Below are 16,614 nucleotides of genomic sequence, written 5' to 3' on the forward strand. Positions count from 1 at the left end.
AGGCGTCTCCGCATGCCCATGAGAAACCAACCGGTCGGTACGGCGGGCGGCGACGGCCTGCCGGAACTCGTGGTCAGCGAGGTGACGGTCCGCTTCGCCGGGCTCACCGCGCTCGACGCGGCGAGCTTCACCGTGGCCCCCGGCAGCGTGCACGCGCTGATCGGCCCGAACGGCGCGGGCAAGTCCACCTGCTTCAACGTGCTTTCGGGCGTCTACCGCGCCACCTCCGGCAGCGTGCGCTTCGGCGGCGCCGAGCTGACCTCGCTGCGCCCGCACCAGGTGGCGGCGCTGGGCGTGGCGCGGACGTTCCAGAACATCGCCCTGCCGCCGCACCTGACGGTCCGCGACAACCTCATGCTCGGCCGGCACCGCCTGACCCGGGCCGGCTTCGTCTCGGCCGGCCTGCGGCTGCCCTCGGCCAGGCGCGAGGCCGTACGGCACGGCGCGCGCGTCGCGGAGATCGCGGAGTTCGCCGGCGTCGGCGACGCGTTGTCCATCCCCGTCGGGCTGCTGCCGTACGGCGTGCAGAAGCGGGTGGAGCTGGCCCGGGCGCTGTGCATGGAGCCGCGGCTGCTCCTGCTGGACGAGCCGGTGGCGGGGATGAACGGCGGCGAGCGGCGGGAGATGACCGCCCTCATCCAGTCGGTGCGCGAGAGCCTCGGCATCTCGGTCCTGCTGGTCGAGCACGACATGGGCATGGTCATGCGGATCGCCGACGCGGTGACCGTGCTCGACTTCGGCAGGCGGATCGCGGGCGGGCCGCCCGAGGAGGTCCAGCGCGACCCCGAGGTGATCCGCGCCTATCTCGGCGACTTCGGCGGCCCCTCCGGTGAGCGAGGGGAGGCGTGATGGCGGTCTTCCTTGAGCTGCTCGTCAACGGGATCTCGGTCGGGGCCGTGTACGCGCTGATCGCGCTCGGCTTCGTGGTGATCTTCAAGGCGACCGAGGTGGTCAACTTCACCCACGCGTCGCTGCTGCTGGCCGGCGGTTACGTGATCGCCCGGCTGCACCCGCTGATCGGGTTCTGGGCGGCGCTGGCGGCCGGGATCGCGGCGGCGGCGCTGGTGGGCGCGCTGGTGGAGTTCCTGATCCTGCGCCGGGCGCACGTCGGCTCGCGCGGTGTGCTGGCCATCGTCACGATCGGCGTGGACATCCTGCTCACGACCGAGCTCACCCGCCGGATCGGCACCGAGGTGCTCGCCCTGGGCGACCCCTGGGGCGACCGGGTGCTGCGTCTCGGCCCGGTCACAGTGGCCGAGACCCGCGTCGTGGCCCTCGCGGTCGCCGCCACGCTGATCGTGGCGTTCCTGCTCGCCTTCAAGTTCACCGGCTGGGGCGTGGCGATGCGCGCCGCGGCCGAGGACGCGGAGACCGCCGCGCTGATGGGCGTGCGGCTCGGCCGGGTCTCGCTCAGCGCGTGGGCCGTCGCCGGGGCGCTGGCCGCGGTCGCGGCGATGTTCCTGTGCGTCTTCCCGACGCCGGGCCTGGACAGGGGCACGGCCGCGGCGGCGATGAAGGCCTTCCCCGCCGCCATCCTCGGCGGGCTCGACTCGACCACGGGCGCGCTGGCCGGAGGGCTGATCGTGGGCGTCACCGAGACGCTGATGAGCGGCTACCAGAGCGAGCTCGCCTTCCTGGGACGCGGCATCGGCGACGCGGCGCCGTTCCTCGTGATGATCGTGATCCTGCTGCTGCGGCCCTCCGGGCTGTTCGGCACGAAGGAGCCGGCCCGTGTCTGAACCCACGTCCACAGCCGGCACGCCCGTGCCGGAGACGCCCACGGCCGGCACATCCATTCCCAGCGCGTCCACGCGGGGGAAGCCCACGCGTGGCGCGTTCCGGCCCCTCCGGGCCGCGCTGTGTTTCGGGGCGCGGCCCCTGCGGGCCGCGCTGTGGCTCGCGGTGCTCGCGGTGGCGGTCGCGGTGCCCTTCTACCTGGAGGGGTTCTGGCTGCAGGCGGGGCTGTTCGCGATGTCGGCGGCGATCGGCGCCATCGGGATCAACCTGCTGACCGGGGCGACCGGGCAGCTGTCCCTGGGGCACGCCTTCTTCCTCGCGGTCGGGGCGTACTCCTACGTATCCCTGTCGTCGGACCTGGGGCTGCCGACGCCGCTCGCGGCCGTGGCCGCGGTGATCGTCGCGGGCGTGTCCGGTGGCCTGTTCAGCCCGATCGCGGGCCGCCTCAAGGGCGCCTACCTGGGCATCGCCACGCTCGCCCTGATCTTCGTCGGCCAGCACATCCTGTTCAACGCCGAGCCGGTGACCGGCGGCTTCAACGGACGGCCGGTGCCGCCGATGGAGCTGTTCGGTCTCGTCTTCGCCGACACCCCGGAGCTGGTGGTTCTGAACGTGCCGTTCGGCTCGCTCGAACGGCTGTGGTTCCTCGGGATCGCGCTGCTCGCGGGCGCGGCGGTGTTCGCCAGGGGCGTGCTGCGCGGCCGTCCCGGCCTGGCGATGAACACGATCAGGGACCACGAGATCGCCGCGGGGGTCATGGGCGTCCCGGTCGCCCGCTACCGCGCGGGCGTGTTCGTCCTGTCGTCCATGTACGGCGGGCTCGCCGGGGTGCTGGTCGCCCTGGTCTTCCAGCAGGTCGTGCCGGACTACTTCGGCATGCTGCTGTCGCTCGACTACCTCGCGACGATCGTGATCGGCGGCCTGGGATCGGTCGCCGGGGCGGTCGTCGGGGCCGCGTTCGTCTCCCTGCTCCCCCAGCTGCTCACGCGCTACAGCGACGCCCTGCCGCTGGTGGCCGAGCCGGGTTCCGGCGGGGTCTCCCCCGCCGAGGCCGCGCGGATTCTCTACGGCGCCGCCGTCGTCGCGGTGGTGCTGTTCCTGCCCGGCGGTCTGGTCGGGCTTGCCACGCGGCTCGGCCGCGTACGACTCAAGGAGCTCAGATGGGCAAAATCGGCACCCGCGCCGGCGTCGCGGCGTTAGCCCTGTTGTCCCTTGCCGTCACCTCGTGCGGTAGTGGGAAGGCCACGGGCGGCGGCGGTGGCGGAGACGCCGGGGCGGCGAACGTCGACGGGGTCAAGACCGGCCCCGGCGTCACGGCCACCACGATCACCGTGAGCGCGCTCACCGACCTGACCGGTCCGTACGCGTCGTTCGGCAAGAGCCAGACGCAGGCGCAGCAGCTGTACTTCGACCAGGTCAACGCCGGCGGCGGGGTCTGCGGCCGGAAGTACGAGCTGGTGGTGCGCGACCACGGCTACGACACGCAGAAGGCGGTGGCGGCCTACACCGAGATCGCGCCCAAGTCGGCGGCGATCGTGCAGTTCATCGGTTCCCCGATGATCACGGCGCTGAAGCAGCGAATCGACGGCGACAAGCTGCTCACGATCCCGATGGCGTGGGCGACCACGCTGCTCGGCAGCCGGGCCATCCAGGTGACCGGCACGACGTACGACGTGGACATGATCAACGCCGTCGAGTTCCTCACGAAGGAGAAGGGGATCAAGTCCGGCGACAAGATCGGGCACCTGTACTTCGAGGGCGACTACGGCGAGAGCTCGCTCAACGGCTCGAAGTACGCCGCGGACAAGCTCGGCCTGCAGATCGTCGAGCAGAAGATCAAGGCGACCGACCAGGACATGAGCGCCCAGGTGGCGGCGTTCAAGGCGGCCGGGGTGAAGGCCGTGCTCGTCTCCGTGGGGCCCCGGCAGACGGCCTCGCTGGTCGGCGTGTCCCTGGCCAAGGGCATGGACGTGCCGTTCGTCGGCAGCAACTCGGCCTACGCTCCGCAGCTTCTCGCGACCCCGGCCGGGCCGGCCCTGCTGAAGGACTTCTACTACGTCTCGGCGGGGACGCCGGTCAGCGCGCAGAACCCGGGGATGCAGAAGCTGGTGGCCGACTACCAGGCGAAGTATCCGGGGGAGACGCTCGACAGCGGCGTGCCCACCGGCTGGAGCGCGGCGATGATCGTGGATGAGGCGATGAAGAAGGCGTGCGAGGCCAAGGACCTCACCCGGGAGGGCGTGCTGAACGCGCACCGCTCGCAGTCGAACTTCGGCGGCGACTTCGGCACGCCGATGAACTTCACGTTCTTCGACAAGCCCGCCTCCCGGTCGTCGTACGTGCTCAAGCCCGACAAGGCGGCGCTCGGCGGCGCGGTCGTCTTCAGGGAGGCGGAGGTCTCCGAGCTGGCGAAGGACTACCCGGTGCCGGTGGGCTGACGCGGACAGGCCCGTGCCCGCGCCACGGAGGTTGGTTACTCGCTAGTATCCCGATACCGAATAATCGTCTGGAGAATCGATGCGACGCACCATCTACGGCGAGGACCACGAGGCCTTCCGCGACTCCGTGCGGCAGTTCGTGATCCGCTCGGTCGCCCCGAGGGCCGAGGAGTTCATCGAGCGCCGGCTGATCGACCGCGAGGTGTGGCGGGAGGCCGGCCGGCAGGGATTCCTCGGCCTTGAGGTTCCCGAGGAGTACGACGGCGCGGCCGCGGGCGACTACCGCTTCAACGCCGTGCTCACCGAGGAGCTCGCCGGGGTGGGCATGGCTCTGGCGTCCAGTTTCAGCATCCACTTCGACGTGGTCGCGCCCTACCTGGTGGAGCTGACGACGGACGAGCAGAAGAAGCGCTGGCTGCCGCCGTTCTGCTCGGGAGAAATGATTACCGCGATCGGCATGACCGAGCCGAGCGGCGGGTCGGACCTGGCGGCGCTGCGCACCACCGCCGTCAGGGACGGCTCCGACTGGATCGTCGACGGCTCCAAGACGTTCATCACCAACGGCTACCAGGCCGACCTCGTCGTGGTGGCGGCCCGGACCAGCCCGGAGAAGCGGGCCAAGGGCATCACGCTGTTCGCGGTCGAGGAGGGCATGCCCGGCTTCCATCGCGGGCGCAAGCTGGACAAGGTCGGCCAGCCGGAGGCCGACACGGCCGAGCTGTTCTTCGAGGGTGTGCGGGTGCCGGCCGGCAACGTGATCGGCGAGGTGGACCGGGGGTTCGTCGCGATGATGGAACGACTCCCCCAGGAACGGCTCGGCAGCGCCGTCACCAACATCTCCCACGCCGCCGCCGTGCTCGCCGAGACCCTGTCGTACGTGAAGGAGCGCAAGGCGTTCGGCCAGGCGATCGGCAGCTTCCAGTACAACAAGTTCACCCTCGCCGATCTGGTGACGAAGGTGGAGGTGACCCGGGCGTACGTCGACCAGTGCGTGGCCGCCCACGCCGACGGAGAGCTGACGGCGGTCGACGCGGCCAAGGCCAAGATGTGGACCGCCGAGGTGCAGAACCAGGTGATCGACGCCTGCGTGCAGCTCTACGGCGGCTACGGCTACATGAGGGAGTACCGCGTGGCACGGGCCTGGATGGACGCCCGGGTGACCCGGATCTGGGCGGGGTCCAACGAGATCATGCGCGAGATCGTCGGCCGGGACCTCGGCTTGTGAACGGGCCTGTGAAGAACCGGGAAGCCTATCCGCACTGGCGGGACGTGCCCACCCGCTGGAAGGACAACGACGTCTACGGGCACGTCAACAACGTCGTGCACTACTCCCTGATGGACACCGTGATCAACACCTGGCTGATCGAGGAGGCCGGCCTGGACATCCACGAGGGCCCGGCGATCGGGTTGTGCGTGGAGTCGCGCTGCTCCTACCGGGCCTCGGTGTCCTTCCCGCAGGTGATCAGCGTGGGCCTGCGGATCGGTCACCTGGGCCGGTCCAGCGTCCGCTACGAGCTCGGCCTGTTCGCCGGGGACACGCTGGTCGCCGAGGGAGATTTCACCCACGTCTTCGTGGACCGGCACACCCGCCGCCCGGTGGAGATCGGCCCGCCCCTGCGCCCCGCCATGGAACGCCTCCTCTCCCCTCCCCCCGTTTAGTGGTTTCAGCGCCCGTGGACGTTGACGGCCACGCCGCTCAGATGGTCCTCCTGGACGATGTCCAGCAGGGTGTTCGCCACGTCCGCCCGGGTCAGGGAACGCGGTTTGGCCGCCAAGTCGCGGCGGATCACGACCGCCCCGGTGGCGGGCCGGTCGGTGAGCCGGGTCAGCCGGACGATGGTCCAGTCCAGATCGCCGGCGCTCACGGCCCGCTCCAGCTCGCGGGCGTCGGCATACTGGGTGGCCAGCAGGCGGCGCAGCAGCCACAGGACCAGGACCGGCCTGCGGGCGACGATCGGGTAGGGGGTGGTGACGACCAGGCGACGGACCCCGGTCTCGGTCATGGCCTGCATGATGGTGCGGGTGGCCTCGGCCGCGCGGTGCGGATCGCCGCTGTCGCCGCCGTTGATGATGGAGATCACCGCGTCCGCGCCGGTCACGGCCGCACGCATCTTCTCCGGGTCGCGGCCGTCGCCTTCGACGACGACGTGCGGCCGCGCCTCCAGGGCGGCGGCGTTGCGGGTGAAGGCGGTGACCCGGTGGCCGCGGCGCAGCGCCTCGGCCAGGACGTGGCGGCCGGTGCGGCCGGTCGAGCCGATGAGAGTGAGGTTCACGGCTCCACCGTCCGGGTGATCGAGTCGACGCGGCCTGTGGCCGTGTCCGCATGTTCGAGTGGGGTTCCCATGACCGGCAATCGTCGTCCAGCCGGAGTTCGGCGGCGTCCCTCCCACGGAGTCATCTGCCGCTACCCCACCGGGATCAGCCCGGCCGGGCCGGGCTAAGTCGCCGGGAGTAGCCGGCGACGGCAGGAGGTCAGGCGAGGCTGTCGAGCCAGGCGCGGTGGAGGCGGGCGAACCGGCCTGAGCCGGCGATCAGGTGGTCCGGCGGGCCGTCCTCCACGATCCGGCCGTGCTCCATGACGAGCACCCGGTCGGCGATCTCGACGGTGGACAGGCGGTGGGCGATGATCAGCGCGGTCCGGTCGGAGAGGATCGTCCGCAGCGCCCGCTGCACGAGGCGCTCGCTGGGCACGTCGAGGCTGGAGGTGGCCTCGTCCAGGATCAGCACGGCGGGGTCGGCGAGGAACGCCCGGGCGAACGCGACGAGCTGCCGCTGCCCCGCCGACATGCGGCCGCCGCGCTTGCCGACCTGGGTCTCGTACCCGTCGGGGAGCGCGGAGACGAACGTGTGGGCGCCGATGGCCTCGGCGGCCCGCTCGATCTCCGAATCCGGCGCGCCGGGCCGCCCGAACCGCACGTTGTCGGCGATCGTCCCGCTGAACAGGTAGTTCTCCTGGGTGACCATCACCACGTGGCGGCGCAGGGTGTCCTCGTCCAGGTCGCGCAGGTCCACGCCGTCGAGCAGCACCCGCCCGGCGACCGGGTCGTGGAACCGGGCGATGAGCTTGGCCAGCGTGGTCTTGCCCGCGCCCGTGGTGCCGACGACGGCCACGGTCTGCCCGGCGGGAATCTCCAGGTCGAGCAGCGGCAGCACCGGCGGGCCCTCGGCGTAGGCGAACCTGACGCCCTCGAAGCGCAACGCCCCGGCGGCGCGCGGCAGCGGCACCGGGCGGTGGGGCTCGGCCACCGAGGGCCGCTCCTCCAGCACGCCCGACAGCTTCTCCAGCGCCGCCCCCGCCGACTGCAGGGCGTTGTAGAACTGACTGATCTCCTGCATCGGCTCGTAGAACTGGCGCAGGTAGAGCAGGAACGCCGCGAGCACACCGACCGTGACCGTGCCGCGCAGCGCGAGCAGGCCGCCGTACAGCAGGACGGCGGCGACGGTGACGTTGCCGATCAGCTTGATGCCGGGCATGAACACGGCGACCAGGCGCATGCCCCGCGTGTTGGCGGCGCGGTAGTCCGTGTTGAGCCGTTCGAAGATCTCCTGGTTGCGCGGCTCCCGCCGGAACGCCTGCACCGCGCGGATGCCGGTCATCGACTCCACGAAGTGGACGATGACCAGCGCGACCGCCTCCCGCGTACGGCGGTAGGCGACGCTCGACTGGCGGCGGAACCACCGGGTGAACAGCAGCAGGACCGGCAGCGGCAGCAGCGCCACCAGGCCGAGGCGCACGTCGAGCACGAGCAGCATCACCGCGGTGCCGCACAACGTGAGCACGGCCGTGACCAGGCCGTCGAAACCGGAGTCGAGCAGTTCCGCGATGGCGTCCACGTCGGAGGTGAGCCGGGAGATGACCCGCCCTGAGGTGTACCTCTCGTGGAACGACAGCGACAGGCGCTGGAAGTGGTCGAAGACCCGGCGGCGCAGCTCCAGCAGGATGTCCTGGCCGATCCGGCCCGACATCTGCAGGAACGCCTGCCGGGTGAGCGCCTGGGTGAGCGCGGCGCCCAGCACCGCGCCGACGATCGCGAGCAGCGTCCCCGCGCCCTGCCCGCGCAGCATGGGCGGGATGCCGTCGTCGATGCCCGCCTTCACCAGGTACGGCAGGGCCAGCCCGGCGGCGTTGGACACCACGATGACCGCGGTGAGCACGGCGATGGCCCGGCGGTGCGGGCGCAGCAGGTCGCCCAGCAGGCGGCGCGACCGGGTGCGCAGCAGCACGGAGACGCGCTCGGAGATCTCGTCGCGGTTCTCCGCGGCGACCCCGCGCCACACTGTCTCTCCCGCGTCGCCTCCGGCTCGCTCGGTGTCACCCCCGCCGTCAGCGGTCCCTTGGGTCATCGCATCGAGCCTTCGGGGTCGAGGTCGGCGTCCTGGGCGAGCAGTTCGCGATACTCCGGCACGGCCGACAGCAGGTCGCCGTGGCGGCCGACGTGGGTGACGGTGCCGTCGCGCAGCAGCGCCACCCGGTCGGCCAGCAGCACGGTCGAGGCGCGGTGCGCCACGACGATGCCGGTGGCCTCGGCGAGCACCCGCCGCAGCGCCTCCTCGACCAGCGCCTCGGTCTCCACGTCGAGAGCCGAGAGGGTGTCGTCGAGGACGAGCACCCGCGGCCTGCCGAGGATCGCCCTGGCCAGCGCGAGCCGCTGCCGCTGACCGCCCGACAGCGACATCCCCTGCTCCCCGATGCGGGTGTCGAGCCCCCACGGCAGGTCGTAGGCGAACGTCGCCTGCGCGATCTCCAGTGCCTGCCTGATCTCCTCCTCGGTGGCGTGCCCGTGGCCGAGTGTCACGTTCTCGCGGACGCTCATCGAGAAGAGCGTCGGCTCCTCGAACGCGGTGGCGACCACCGAGCGCAGCGAGGTCAGCGACAGGTCCCGCACGTCGTGCCCGTCCACGGTGACGCGGCCCGCGGTGACGTCGAGCAGGCGGGGCACGAGCGCGGTGAGCGTCGTCTTGCCCGACCCGGTGGCCCCCACGAGGGCGACGGTCTCCCCCGGCCGCACCTCCAGCCACACGTCGCGCAGCACCGGCCGTTCGGCGCCGGGGAAGCGGAACCCGGCGCCCTCGAAGCGTACGTGGCCGCGCGGGCGCTCGATGACGGCCGGGCCGCCGCTGATCGCGGGCACCGTGTCGAGCACCTCGACCACCCGGTCGGCCGAGGTCATGGCCTCCTGGCCCATGGCGAGGATGTAGCCGAGCGAGGCGACCGGCCAGACGAGCTGGAGGACCAGCGTGGTGAAGGCGACCAGGGTGCCGAGCGTCAGCGCGCCGGCGCCGACCGCGATCGCGCCGAGCAGCAGGACCAGGGCGAGCGTGACGTTCGGCACGACTTCGAGGAAGGTGAAGAACCGGGAGGCCAGCCGCACCTTCGCCAGCGAGGTGCGGCGGATCTCGCGGGCGGCGGCAGCGAAGTTCGCGAAGACGTGCTCACGCCGCCCGAACGCCTTGACCGTGCGGATCCCCACGGCCGACTCCTCGACCAGCGTGGCGAGGTCGCCCTGCTGGTCCTGCACCTGCCGGGAGATGACGATGTAGCGCCGCTCGAACCGCAGCGACAGGACCACGACAGGGACGGCGGAGACGGCGACGAGCAGGCCCAGCGGCCAGTACATCCGCAGGAGCACCACGGTGACCGCAGTGAGTTGCAGGATGTTCATGATCAGGAACAGCACGCCGAAGCCGAGGAACCTGCGGATCGTCGACAGGTCGGTCGTCGCCCTGGACAGCAGCTGGCCCGACTGCCATCCGTCGTGGAAGCTCATCGGCAGCCGCTGGAGGTGGCGGTAGAGGTCGTCGCGGATCGCGGTCTCGAGGCCGAGGACCGGCCCGGCCTGGGACCAGCGGCGGACGAACGTGAGGACCGCCTCGGCGATGCCGAGGCCGAGGGCCAGCAGCCCGAGCGGAACCAGCCCCCCGAGGTCCCCGTGGGCCACCGGGCCGTCGATGATCTCCTTGCTCACCAGCGGGATCACCGTGCCCGCGGCGATCCCGAGCAGCGCGGCGAGCCAGGACACCACCAGGCTGGGCACGTACGGGCGCAGGTAGGACCGCAACCGCCACAGCGAGCGCCACGACGACCGGCGGACAGTGTCGTCCCTTGCGTCGGGCCCGGGTTCCTGAGGGGAGTCCATCAACGGGCGCAGCGCTCCTCCGGCGTCTGACAGGAAAGGTCGACTCGCTCCTGCCATGCTCCGTCGAAGGGCGCCGCGCCTTCAAGGGGTTTTCCCCCTCCGCCGGGTGTCCCAGGCCGCGAGGCCCGGGAGAACCCGGCCGCCGGGGTCAGGTCGACGGGTGCGCGACCGCCGAGCCGATGGTGTGGACGCGCAGGGCGTTGGTGGAGCCGTGGTTGCCGGGCGGCGAGCCGGCGACGACGACGACCTTGTCGCCCTTCTCGCAGACGCCGAGCGACAGCAGCGAGGCCTCCACCTGCCGCACCATGTCGTCGGTGTGGTGCACGAACGGCACCTCGAACGTCTCCACTCCCCAGGTCAGCGCGAGCTGGCCGCGCACCTGCGGGTTGGAGGTGAACGCCAGCAGCGGGATCGGCGAGCGGTAACGGGCCAGCCGCCGGGCGGTCTCGCCGGACATCGTGAACGCCACCAGGGCCTTGGCCCCGACGATCGCGCCGACCTCGGCGGCGGCACGGGCGATGGCCCCGCCGGTCGTCTCGGGCAGGCGCTCCAGCGTGTGGGTGGCCTGCAGCGTGGTGCCCTCGGCGGCGACCGCGATGCGGGCCATCGTGGAGACCGACTCGATCGGGTAGTTGCCGACCGAGGTCTCGCCGGACAGCATGACCGCGTCCGCGCCGTCCATCACCGCGTACGCGACGTCGGACGCCTCGGCGCGGGTGGGCCGGGGGGCGCCCATCATCGAGTCGAGCATCTGGGTGGCCACGATGACCGGGTGGGCCTTCTCCCGGCACAGCTCGATGATGCGGCGCTGGACGATCGGCACCTGCTCCAGCGGCAGCTCGACGCCGAGGTCGCCGCGGGCGACCATCACGCCGTCGAAGGCGTCCACGATCTCCTCGAGGCGGTCGACGGCCTGCGGCTTCTCGATCTTGGCGAGGAGCGGGAGCCTGACGCCCTCCTCCTCCATGATCGCGTGGACGAGCGCGGCGTCGTCCGGCGACCGGACGAACGACAGGGCGATCATGTCGAAGCCGGTGCGCAGCGCCCAGCGCAGGTCCTCCTCGTCCTTCTCCGTGAGCGCCGGGGCGCTGACGGCGACGCCGGGGAGGTTGAGGCCCTTGTTGTCGGAGATCATGCCGCCGATGACCACGCGGGTGACGACACGCGGCCCCTCGACCGCGGTCACCTCCAGGTTCAGCCGGCCGTCGTCCACGAGGATCGTGTCGCCGGGCTTGACGTCGCCCGGCAGGCCCTCGTACGTCGTGGAGACGATGTCCCGGTCGCCGGGGACGTCCTCGGTCGTGATCGTGAAGACGTCGCCGTAGCCGAGCCGGACGGGACCGGAGGCGAAGCGTCCGACGCGGATCTTGGGGCCCTGGAGGTCGGCGAGGACGCCCACGGCGCAGCCCAGCTCGTCGGCGGCGGCTCTGACCCGGTCGAACACCTCCTTGTGCAACTCGTGGCTGCCGTGCGAGAGGTTGAAGCGGGCGACGTTCATGCCCGCCTTGATGAGCTCGCGTAGGCGCTCCGGCGAGGAGGTGGCGGGCCCGAGGGTACAGACGATCTTTGCTCGACGACTCACAGCACTACCCTAATTGGTACAGACCACTTGCAGTGACGGCGCACACAGCTGTCGCCAAATGTTCAGACACTTCACGCGATCATCCGCGTGCCCTAGCCTTGGCAGCCATGGGACGTACCCGGACCTGGGGGGTAATAACGGCGCTGTTCACCCTGGCCGCGTGCGGAGGCCAGGGTACCGAATCGGCCGCCCCGCCGACGGGTGTTTCGGTGTCGCTCAACCAGTGGCGCAGCGACGAGACGTCTCACGACCTGGAGGTGTCGGTGCGCAACGAGACCGGCACGCCGGTGCGCTTCCAGGACGTCCAGCTCGTCACCGCCTCGTTCGCCACGCTCCCGCCGACCCGCGTGGACACCACCCTCGGCAAGACGCCGCGCACGGACCTGCGGATCCCGTACGGCGAGGCGCGCTGCGACCCGACGAAGATCCCGCCGGTGCGCCCGGCCACGGTGGTCGCGCACATCCAGGTCGGCGACGGGGCGTTGCGCAAGGTGGAGTTCCCGGTCCACCACCCCGATCCCACGCTGGACGGGCTGGTGAAGGCCGAGTGCGGGGCCTACATCCTGCGCCAGTCGGTGGACGTGACGTTCGGGGACACCTGGACCCGGGTGGGCCGGACCCTTCACGGGAACCTCGTCGTCACCAGGAAGGGCGGCTCGGAGCGGATCACGATCGACGAGCTCGGCGCCACCACGCATTACACGATGCTCCCCCGCTCCGGGAAGCGCCGGCCGGTGGCGGTGCTCGCGGCGGACGCCACGCGGCTGGAGATCCCGGTGGAGGTCACCCCCATGCGCTGCGACTGGCACGCGTTCGCGGAGGCCAAGAAGGCCTACCTGTTCCCGGTCTACGGCACCGTGGGCGGCGGCGAGAAGCGCTACCTCATCGCGACGCCTCCGGCTCCGGTGCAGCAGACGTTCCTGTCGTACGCGCAGGACGTGTGCGGCGTCGGCGGATCCTGATCGCGAGCCCCGCCCAGGAGGCGAGCACGACGGCGATCACCGCCAGCCGCACGTGCCAGACGTACGCCTGCGGGTAGATCACGCCCTCGATGTAGGTGTCGATGAAGCCGCCGGGCAGCAGGCCGCGCTCCCCCGCCCTGGCCCTCCCCCAGTTCTCCAGCGCGGTCAGCGGGCACTCCACGAGCCCTGAGAGCTGCACCAGCCCCCAGGCGCACAGCGCGAGGTGCGGCCAGATCAGCCGGGGCCGCCACCAGGCGAGGAAGCCGCCCAGGGCGATGTAGGCGATGACGAGGAAATGCGCCACCATCGTGGCCTGCCAGACGAGCCGGTAGATCATGGTCTGCCCTCCTCCGCGAAGGAGGGTAGGCCGCCGTGGCCCGCCGGACATCCGGCGGGCTACTCAGACACGTACTCAGGCGGCGACGAGCCCCAGGAAGAGGCTCAGGGCGCGACGGCGGTGGCGGCCCGGGCGGCGTCGACCAGGCCGTGGCCGAAGAAGCCGTTCTTCGCCGTGGGCCCCTCGCAGACCTGGCTCTCGCCCGTGCCGTAGCGGTAGGTGCGGGGCGCGGGGCAGCCCTTCGGGGTCGCCGTGGCGTAGAGCATGCGCTCCACCTGCGCGGGGTCCATCTGGAGCCCGCCCTTGCCCGGCTTGCCGAACCGGCCGATGATCAGCGCCGCCACCCCGGTGACGTGCGGCGCGGCCATGGACGTGCCCTCCAGGTACTGGTAGTAGGCGCACTTGCCGTCGTGGCAGTCGCGGATCACCGAGGACGTCTTCGGCGTGCCCGCGGCGTCGACGAGGCCCTTGGCGCGCAGGACGTTCTCGGGGACGGCGGCCAGGATCTCCCGGCTCGCGCCCTTGAGACCGGTGCCGCCGTCGAACATGTCGCCGCCCGGCGCCGCGATGTCGGTCTGCTCGACGCCGTAGTCGGAATACGACGCCTTCTGCCCGCCGGGGCCGACGGAGGACACCGAGATGACGCCGTCGAGCTCGGCCGGGACGTTGAGGCAGGTGTTGTCGACGGACCGCTTCTTCTCCGAGCCCTTCGGGAAGTCGGGGCTGGAGGTGTCGTTCTTCACCTTGCCGAGGTCGAGGCCCTCGTTCCCGATCGCGGTGACGAGTGTGACGCCGTGCGCGCGGGCGTACTTGACCGCGCGGCGCATGCCCTCCAGGATCGCCCGCTGCTCCAGCCGCTCCCTGTTCGTGTCGCTCGCATTGTTCGCGCAGTTGAACGTCCAGGGGTCGACGAAGAAGCTCATGTTGACCACGTCGACGCCGACGTCGGCGGCGTACTCCAGGGCGTCCATCGTGGGCTTGAGGAAGAAGAAGCCCGAGTCGGTGCCGGCGCGGAGGTTGACCAGCGACACGTCGGGGGCGACCCCGCTGACGCCGATGCCGTTGATCGGCGAGCCGATCGTGCTCGCGACGTGGGTGCCGTGGCCGTCGTCGTCGACGTCGGCCGGGTCCTTGCAGCCCTTGTGCTCGCAGGGCCCGTCGAGCGGCTTGCCGTTCTCGTCGGTGGGCTCGTCGACGACGAAGTTGCGGCTGAGCGCGTGGTTGAAGTTGGGCGCAATGTCGGGGTGCTTGCCGTCCACGCCGGTGTCGATGACGCCCACGAGCACCTTGTGGCTGCCCCGGGCCTTGGCGTACGACCCGGTGGGGGTGGCGCCGATCATCTTCATGTCCCACTGGCGGCCCGAGAGCGGGTCGCCGCCCTGTGCTGACCTGACATGCTTCGCGGCCGACCGTACGTGCTCCACCCGCCGGGCGCCGGAGGCGGCGGGCGCGTCGGCGGTCTTGCCGATGGGACGGTCGAGCGCGACGCCGACCACGGAGGGGTCGGCGCCGATCTTCTCGGGGTCGGACGCGCGTACGACGAGGTAGCCGAGCTTGTCGTCCCTCCCTTGGATCGTTCCTCCGGCCGCCTCGGCCGCCCGCTCCGCGGTGGCCCGGTGACCGTCGGTATAGAAGACCAGGTAGTTCCGCGCGGGCTCGGACGCGCTCGCCGCCCCCGGCAGACCCGCGGCCCCCAGCCCGCCGAGCATGGTGATGGACATGATGGCCCCGGCGAGCCGCCCCCGTGCGTACAACGATCCTCCTCGGTTGCGGGCCTCTGGTGCGGAGGCCCCTCGATCCGGGCACAGCATCCTCCCGGCGGCCGCACGCGCTCGCAACCCGGCCACCGAACTGGATATGCCCGTTTTATCCCGTACACCCCGACCGCCGTGGTCCGGTCCCCTGGGACCACGGCGGCGGGTCACCTCTCAGACGAGGGGCCTCGCGGTCGGCGGAATGGGAACGGGCAGGACGGTCCGCCCGCTCAGGTAGCGGTCCACCGCCGCCGCGGCCGACCGGCCCTCGGCGATCGCCCACACGATCAGCGACTGGCCCCGGCCCATGTCGCCGGCCGCGAACACGCCCTCGACCGACGTCTCGTACGACGCGTTCCTGGCCACGTTACCCCGGGCGTCGAAGAACGACTCCGGGTCGCCGGACAGCGCCGCGAGGTCGTTCAGCAGCGGGCCCTTCTCCGGGCCGAGGAAGCCCATCGCGAGCGTCACCAGCTCGGCCGGGATCTCCCGCTCGGTGCCGGGGATCGGCGTGAACCCCGCCGCCGGGCCCTCGACCTCGACCAGGCGCAGCGCCCGCACATTGCCCTCGTCGTCGCCGACGAACTCGGTGGTGGACACCGCGTACACGCGGTCGCCCGCCCCGGCCTCCAGCTCCTCGTGCGCGCTCTCCATCTTGAACAGCATCGGGTAGGTCGGCCACGGCTGGCTGCCCGGACGGGTCGCCGGCGGCTTCGGCATGATCTCCAGCTGGGTGACCGACAGGGCGCCCTGGCGGATCGCCGTGCCGATGCAGTCGGCGCCGGTGTCGCCGCCGCCGATCACGACGACGTGCTTGCCCTCGGCCGAGATCGGCGACTCGGCGTAGTCGCCCTCCTGGGTCTTGTTCGCCGGCGGGAGGTACTCCATCGCCTGGTAGACGCCCTTGAGCTCACGGCCGGGCACCGGCAGGTCGCGCCAGGCCGTGGCGCCGCCCGCCAGCACGACGGCGTCGAACTCCTCGCGGAGCTGAGTCACCGTGACGTCCACGCCGACGTTGACGCCGGTGCGGAACTCGGTGCCCTCGGCCTCCATCTGGGCGAGGCGCCGGTCGACGTGCCGCTTCTCCATCTTGAACTCGGGGATGCCGTAGCGGAGCAGCCCGCCGATCCGGTCGGCCCGCTCGAACACGACCACGTCGTGCCCGGCGCGGGTGAGCTGCTGCGCGGCGGCGAGGCCGGCCGGCCCCGAGCCGACGACCGCGACCTTCCTGCCCGTCTTGGCGGCGGGCGGCTGCGGCGTGACCCAGCCCTCGGCGAAGGCGCGGTCGACGATCTCGACCTCGACCCGCTTGATCGCGACGGGGTCGGAGTTGATGCCGAGGACGCACGCCGACTCGCACGGCGCCGGGCACAGACGGCCGGTGAACTCCGGGAAGTTGTTGGTCGCGTGCAGCCGCTCGATCGCCTCACGCCAGTCGTCGCGGTAGACGAGGTCGTTCCACTCGGGGATGAGGTTCCCGAGCGGGCAGCCGTTGTGGCAGAACGGGATGCCGCAGTCCATGCAGCGGGCCGCCTGCTTGGTGAGCGCGGGCCGGGGGAAGTCCTCGTAGACCTCGCGCCAGTCGCGGATGCGAACGTCGACCGGGCGGCGCGCCGGCAGCTCGCGCCCGTGTGTCAGGAACCCCTTCGGGTCAGCCAACGGTGTTA

At 71.6% G+C, this 16,614-nt stretch carries 14 protein-coding genes; 7 read left to right on the plus strand and 7 right to left on the minus strand.

Annotated elements, in window-relative coordinates; genetic code table 11:
• The first annotated feature begins 12 nt into the window (after positions 1 to 12).
• The 6 genes from Msi02_RS00850 to Msi02_RS00875 all read left to right on the plus strand — a co-directional run bounded on the left by Msi02_RS00850 (position 13) and on the right by Msi02_RS00875 (position 5,834).
• A complete protein-coding gene (locus Msi02_RS00850; RefSeq protein ID WP_373308211.1) occupies positions 13 to 849 on the plus strand; it encodes an ABC transporter ATP-binding protein in 837 nt (278 codons plus the stop codon).
• The gene (locus Msi02_RS00855) at positions 849 to 1,739 is read left to right on the plus strand and encodes a branched-chain amino acid ABC transporter permease (RefSeq protein ID WP_079315855.1); all 891 of its coding nucleotides are present in this window, start codon (positions 849 to 851) and stop codon (positions 1,737 to 1,739) included. The genes Msi02_RS00850 and Msi02_RS00855 overlap by 1 nt, the downstream gene beginning before the upstream one ends.
• A 118-nt stretch (positions 1,740 to 1,857) precedes the next feature.
• Positions 1,858 to 2,937, plus strand: a complete 1,080-nt coding sequence (locus Msi02_RS00860) for a branched-chain amino acid ABC transporter permease (RefSeq protein ID WP_373308222.1) — start codon at positions 1,858 to 1,860, stop codon at positions 2,935 to 2,937.
• Positions 2,898 to 4,175, plus strand: a complete 1,278-nt coding sequence (locus tag Msi02_RS00865) for an ABC transporter substrate-binding protein (protein ID WP_204046611.1) — start codon at positions 2,898 to 2,900, stop codon at positions 4,173 to 4,175. The genes Msi02_RS00860 and Msi02_RS00865 overlap by 40 nt, the downstream gene beginning before the upstream one ends.
• Positions 4,176 to 4,254: 79 nt before the next feature.
• The gene (locus Msi02_RS00870; RefSeq protein WP_204046612.1) at positions 4,255 to 5,400 is read left to right on the plus strand and encodes an acyl-CoA dehydrogenase family protein; all 1,146 of its coding nucleotides are present in this window, start codon (positions 4,255 to 4,257) and stop codon (positions 5,398 to 5,400) included.
• A gap of 8 nt (positions 5,401 to 5,408) precedes the next feature.
• Positions 5,409 to 5,834 carry an acyl-CoA thioesterase gene (locus tag Msi02_RS00875; protein WP_204046613.1) on the plus strand — a complete coding sequence of 142 codons (426 nt, stop codon included), beginning with the start codon at positions 5,409 to 5,411 and terminating at the stop codon, positions 5,832 to 5,834.
• A 5-nt stretch (positions 5,835 to 5,839) separates the two neighbouring features.
• On the opposite strand, the gene Msi02_RS00880 is transcribed toward Msi02_RS00875, so the two are convergent.
• The 4 genes from Msi02_RS00880 to pyk form a co-directional block, all read right to left on the minus strand.
• Complete coding sequence (locus Msi02_RS00880) at positions 5,840 to 6,448, minus strand: NAD(P)-dependent oxidoreductase (RefSeq protein WP_204046614.1); 609 nt, start codon at positions 6,446 to 6,448, stop codon at positions 5,840 to 5,842.
• A 199-nt stretch (positions 6,449 to 6,647) separates the two neighbouring features.
• Entirely contained in the window at positions 6,648 to 8,519 is a 1,872-nt protein-coding gene (locus Msi02_RS00885; protein WP_204046615.1) for an ABC transporter ATP-binding protein, read from the minus strand.
• On the minus strand, positions 8,516 to 10,312 hold the full coding sequence (locus Msi02_RS00890) for an ABC transporter ATP-binding protein (protein WP_204046616.1): 1,797 nt from the start codon (positions 10,310 to 10,312) through the stop codon (positions 8,516 to 8,518). Before Msi02_RS00890 ends, Msi02_RS00885 begins: the two co-directional genes overlap by 4 nt.
• A gap of 148 nt (positions 10,313 to 10,460) precedes the next feature.
• Positions 10,461 to 11,894, minus strand: coding sequence for a pyruvate kinase (gene pyk, locus Msi02_RS00895; protein ID WP_193202965.1), 1,434 nt, complete (start codon positions 11,892 to 11,894; stop codon positions 10,461 to 10,463).
• Between the two features lie 107 nt (positions 11,895 to 12,001).
• Here pyk and Msi02_RS00900 point away from each other — a divergent pair, with 107 nt between their 5' ends.
• Positions 12,002 to 12,856, plus strand: coding sequence for a hypothetical protein (locus tag Msi02_RS00900; RefSeq protein ID WP_204046617.1), 855 nt, complete (start codon positions 12,002 to 12,004; stop codon positions 12,854 to 12,856).
• On the opposite strand, the gene Msi02_RS00905 is transcribed toward Msi02_RS00900, so the two are convergent.
• The 3 genes from Msi02_RS00905 to Msi02_RS00915 form a co-directional block, all read right to left on the minus strand.
• Positions 12,777 to 13,193: a DUF2784 domain-containing protein gene (locus Msi02_RS00905; protein ID WP_079315861.1), complete on the minus strand. Its 417-nt coding sequence runs from the start codon at positions 13,191 to 13,193 to the stop codon at positions 12,777 to 12,779. The genes Msi02_RS00900 and Msi02_RS00905 overlap by 80 nt on opposite strands.
• A 104-nt stretch (positions 13,194 to 13,297) precedes the next feature.
• Positions 13,298 to 14,947: a S8 family peptidase gene (locus Msi02_RS00910; RefSeq protein ID WP_239107996.1), complete on the minus strand. Its 1,650-nt coding sequence runs from the start codon at positions 14,945 to 14,947 to the stop codon at positions 13,298 to 13,300.
• A 174-nt stretch (positions 14,948 to 15,121) separates the two neighbouring features.
• Positions 15,122 to 16,606, minus strand: a complete 1,485-nt coding sequence (locus Msi02_RS00915) for a glutamate synthase subunit beta (protein ID WP_204046618.1) — start codon at positions 16,604 to 16,606, stop codon at positions 15,122 to 15,124.
• Positions 16,607 to 16,614: the final 8 nt, after the last annotated feature.

This window comes from Microbispora siamensis, from assembly GCF_016863095.1.
Taxonomy (GTDB): domain Bacteria; phylum Actinomycetota; class Actinomycetes; order Streptosporangiales; family Streptosporangiaceae; genus Microbispora; species Microbispora siamensis.

What these genes read in the sequence shown, in the direction of transcription:
- Msi02_RS00885 (WP_204046615.1), bottom strand. Translation starts at nt 8,519, where the DNA reads ATGACCCAAGGGACCGCTGACGGCGGGGGTGACACCGAGCGAGCCGGA.
- Msi02_RS00905 (WP_079315861.1), bottom strand. Translation starts at nt 13,193, where the DNA reads ATGATCTACCGGCTCGTCTGGCAGGCCACGATGGTGGCGCATTTCCTC.
- Msi02_RS00890 (WP_204046616.1), bottom strand. Translation starts at nt 10,312, where the DNA reads ATGGACTCCCCTCAGGAACCCGGGCCCGACGCAAGGGACGACACTGTC.
- Msi02_RS00900 (WP_204046617.1), top strand. Translation starts at nt 12,002, where the DNA reads ATGGGACGTACCCGGACCTGGGGGGTAATAACGGCGCTGTTCACCCTG.
- Msi02_RS00870 (WP_204046612.1), top strand. Translation starts at nt 4,255, where the DNA reads ATGCGACGCACCATCTACGGCGAGGACCACGAGGCCTTCCGCGACTCC.
- Msi02_RS00850 (WP_373308211.1), top strand. Translation starts at nt 13, where the DNA reads ATGCCCATGAGAAACCAACCGGTCGGTACGGCGGGCGGCGACGGCCTG.
- Msi02_RS00855 (WP_079315855.1), top strand. Translation starts at nt 849, where the DNA reads ATGGCGGTCTTCCTTGAGCTGCTCGTCAACGGGATCTCGGTCGGGGCC.
- Msi02_RS00865 (WP_204046611.1), top strand. Translation starts at nt 2,898, where the DNA reads ATGGGCAAAATCGGCACCCGCGCCGGCGTCGCGGCGTTAGCCCTGTTG.